This window comes from Aquisalimonas sp. (assembly GCF_007120195.1).
In the GTDB taxonomy this organism is placed as follows: Bacteria; Pseudomonadota; Gammaproteobacteria; order Nitrococcales; family Aquisalimonadaceae; genus Aquisalimonas.
This window is the reverse complement of the sequence record NZ_SKOG01000227.1, coordinates 1-4,014: the sequence shown is the minus strand read 5'-3', so window position 1 is coordinate 4,014 and position 4,014 is coordinate 1. Positions and strand designations below refer to the sequence as shown.

General features: G+C 67.9%; 3 protein-coding genes. All 3 read left to right on the top strand.

All coding sequences use genetic code 11. The features are described from left to right. The coding region (locus QZT63_RS16280; protein ID WP_290652550.1) for a dihydroorotase at positions 1 to 1,167 on the top strand (1,167 nt) is incomplete at its 5' end. Then, positions 1,151 to 1,846 carry a hypothetical protein gene (locus QZT63_RS16275; protein WP_290652549.1) on the top strand — a complete coding sequence of 232 codons (696 nt, stop codon included), beginning with the start codon at positions 1,151 to 1,153 and terminating at the stop codon, positions 1,844 to 1,846. The genes QZT63_RS16280 and QZT63_RS16275, both read left to right, overlap by 17 nt. A gap of 243 nt (positions 1,847 to 2,089) precedes the next feature. Then, positions 2,090 to 4,014, top strand: a 1,925-nt coding sequence (locus QZT63_RS16270; protein ID WP_290652548.1) for an acyl-CoA dehydrogenase, incomplete at its 3' end; no start/stop codon positions are given.

Here is a 4,014-nt window from a genome sequence, read left to right as displayed (position 1 = left end):
GGCGGTCAGCTGGTCATTCCCGGTCTTGTGGATCTGGCCGTCCACCTGCGCGAGCCCGGCGCGAAACACAAGGCAGACATCATCAGCGAACTTCAGGCCGCCGCGAGCGTCGGCATCACGACCCTGTGCCCCTCGCCAGCCACGCAGCCTGTCATCGACAGCACAGCGGTGCTTGAGCTCGTCCAGGGGCAAGCCGACAAGGCCGGCGCCAGCCGGCTCGCCCCCCTCGGCGCCCTAACCGCCGGCTTGGAAGGCCAGCACCTGAGCCAGATGGCGGCGCTGAGGCAGGCCGGCTGTGTCGCCGTGAGCGACGGCGGACGGCCCCTCGGCAACACACTGGTGCTGCGCCGGGCGCTCGAGTACGCCGCCACCCACGCCATTACCGTGATGCTCACCCCGCAGGACGCCGATCTCACCCGCGGGGGCGGCATGCACGAGGGCTGGGTCGCCACACGCCTGGGCATTGCCGGCATTCCGGTGGCGGCGGAGACCGTCGCCCTGGCCCGGGCCCTCGCCTTGGTGGAGGAAATCGGCGGGCAGGTGCACTTCAACCGCCTCTCCTCGGCGCGCGGGGCCGCCATGGTGGCCCGCGCGCGCCGTGACGGCCTGCCCGTGACCGCCGACGTGGCCATGCACCAGCTCTTTCTCACGGAAATGGACATCAGCGGCTTTGCCAGCCAGTGCCATGTCATGCCGCCGCTGCGCGGCGAGAGCGACCGCACGGCTCTGCGCCAGGCCGTCGCCGCGGGGACGATCCAGGCCGTGTGCTCGGATCACCAGCCCCACGATGCGGATGCCAAGGCGGCGCCTTTCGTCGCCGCGGAAGCGGGCATCTCGGGACTGGACACGCTGCTGTCCCTGGCGCTGCGGCTTCATGACGAGGGGCTGTTGCCTCTGGACGCCGCCATCGCCCGGGTCACCAGCGGCCCGTCGAGCGCGCTCGGGCTGACGGCAGGAACACTGCGCCCCGGTGCCCCCGCCGATATCTGCCTCGTGGACCCGAACATCCCCTGGTGGGTGACCCCGGAGACCATGCACAGCCGCGGCCGTAACACGCCATTCACCGGTTGGGAGCTCAGCGGCCGGGTGCAGCGTACGCTGGTGGGTGGCAACACAGTCTACCGGGCGCATCCGCCGACGGCGCGCGGCCATGAGTCAGGGCACTAAGCTACTGGCCAATACGGCAATGTCCGGCAGCAGCCGCCTGCTTCAGGTGGCGTACGGGGCCGCAGAGCTCGTGGCTCCCGGGCAGTGGTTTCGGTTGCAGCTTCCCGGCCAAGGACTGCAGCTCGCCGTCCTGGATGCCTCAAAGCGGGAGGGCTGGCTTGCCTTTCAGGGCCCCGGCGAGGTCGCCGGCCACGCCCGGGGCACCCATGTCGAACTGTCCGCTCCCCAGGGCGAGCCCATCCACCGCCCTGCCGGAGAACGGCGACTCGTCCTGATCGCCGACGAAGCCGGCCTGCCCGCCATCCTGTTCGCGGCGTCCCGCGGCTGGCCCATCCACCTCGCCCTGATCGGTCTCACCGCCACGGAACCGCCCCTGCGGCTGCGGCCGTCCCGGTTTCTCCTGCCTGGCTTCGGCCCAGGCGCAATCGCCGGCATTGCCGTGTTGGAGGACGCCGGCATTCCCAGCCGCATCGTCCACCCGCACCCTTTACCCGGCTGCCAGGAAGGCACGCTGGCGCAATTGGTGACAGGCTGGCTCGACGCGCAGAGCGCACGCCAACGCTGGCAGATGGCTGCCACTGTGCTTGGCGCGGAGGTGAACGTGCAGCGGGTGGACGCCTTGCTGCGGGGCCACATCGGCGCGCATCACCGCCACGTGATGCCCTGCGTGAGCGGTTAGCGTCCGGGCGCCAGACCCAGACTCCGCGGGCCTCGCCCGCACCACGACGGTCGCGTGGACGGCCGGGGCAGGCGTGAGGGCTTTAGCCATACGGGTGAGTATGGTACAACCCTCGCTAATCTGATCGTGGTAGCGGTTCGCCAAGCGGAACCGGCCATCGCGGCATCGGCCCGTGTTGGACCGCGCGAACGCAGTCAAGTCACCGCCCGCATCCCACCTCACGACGCGGCTTGGAGAATGACCATGTTTTCTGCATTGATGAAGGCCATGCGGGCGAACAACATGCTGCCGCGCATCTCCGACACCGAGCGCCAAGCCCTGGAGGCAGGCACCGTCTGGATCGACGGCCAGCTCTTCTCCGGTAATCCGGACTTCAAGAGCATCCTGGCCGAACCCTACAACCGACTCTCGGAGGAGGAGCAGGCCTTTCTCGATGGCCCGACGGAAGAGCTCTGCCGCATGCTCGACACCTACGAGGTCGCCCGCACCCGCCGTGCCCCCGATGCGGCCCTGGAGTTCATCAAAAAGCAGGGCTTCATGGGCCTGCTCATCCCCAAGGAGTACGGCGGCAAGGGATTCTCCACCCTCGCCATTTCCTCGGTCATGGCGAAGGTGAACAACTACTCGTCCACCGTCGGGACCTTCGTGGTCATCCCCAACTCCCTGGGCGCGGCCGAGCTGCTCAAGCACTACGGCACCAGCAAGCAAAAGGAGCACTATCTGCCCCGCCTGGCCAGCGGTGAATACGTCCCCTGTTTCGGGCTGACGGAACCCACCGCGGGCTCCGACGCCGCTGCCATCAAGGCAGAAGGACTGGTGTTCAGGGATGAGAGCGGCGAGGTAAAGATCCGCCTGAACTTCCGCAAGCGCTACATCACGCTGGCGCCGGTGGCGAACCTGATCTCGCTTGCCTTCCAAATGCACGATCCGGACAACTTGCTCGGCAAAGGCGAGTACCCCGGCATTACCGTGGTGATGCTGCACGAGGGCACGCCGGGCCTGCACAGCGGCGAGCACCACATGCCCGTGGGCGAGGGCTTCTACAATGGCCCGCTCGTGGGGGAGGACGTGATCGCCTCGCCGGAGCAGATCATCGGCGGCCCGGAGTATACCGGGCAAGGCTGGCGTATGCTGATGGAACAGCTCGCTGGGGGTCGCGCGGTGTCCCTGCCCGCCAGCGCCATCGGGGGCATGAAGTCCACAGCCGCGGTAACCGGCGCCTACTCCATGATCCGCCACCAATTCGGCATTCCCATCGGGCTCATGGAAGGCGTCCAGGACAAGGTCGCTGGCATTGCGGCCATGGCGTACCTATTCGAAGGCGCGCGGGTATACACCTGCTCGGCGATCGACGGCGGGGAGCAGCCTCCGGTTATCTCGGCGCTGCTGAAATCCAGCAGCACGGAGACCGTGCGCAAGCTGCTCACGGACGGCATGGACGTCTTCTCCGGCGCCGGGGTCATGCAAGGCCCAAACAATGTTCTGGCCTCCGGCTACCACGGCGCGCCGGTCGGGATTACCGTGGAAGGGGCCAATATCATGACCCGCACCCTGATTATCTTCGGCCAGGGTGCCACGCGTTGCCACCCGTACGCCCTGCCCCTGATCAAGGCGCTCGAGGACGCTGATGCAGCGGCCTTCCGGCAGGGGTTGCTGGGCTGGCTTCGCCATACGGCAAGCAACTGGTTGCGCGCCAGGGGCCGCGGCCTGACTCGCGGCCACAGTGCCGGCAGCCCGGTGTCCGGTCCCACGGCCACCTATTACCGTCGCCTGGCCTGGGCCTCGTCGCGGTTTGCGCTGCTGACGGATCTGGCCATGTTCTGCATCGGCGGCAAGCTCAAGGCCAAGGGGAATCTCACGGGCCGCTTCGCCGATGCCCTCACCTGGCAGGTCCTTGCCCTTTCGGCGCTGCGCCGTTACGAGGCGGAGGGCCGAAAGGCAGAGGACCTGCCACTGGTGCAGTACGCCTGCGAGTATGCCCTTGGGCAGGTCCAGGATGCCTTCGAGGGGATCCATGCGAACTTTGATGCACCCGTGATCGGCTGGTGGCTGCGCAAGCCGGGGGCGTTCTTCCTCCGTGTCAACCCGCTGTCCCAGGGCCCGGGCGACAAGCTGATCGCCCCGACAGCCAACACCATTCAGGCGCTCACGCCGCAGTATCTCCGCGT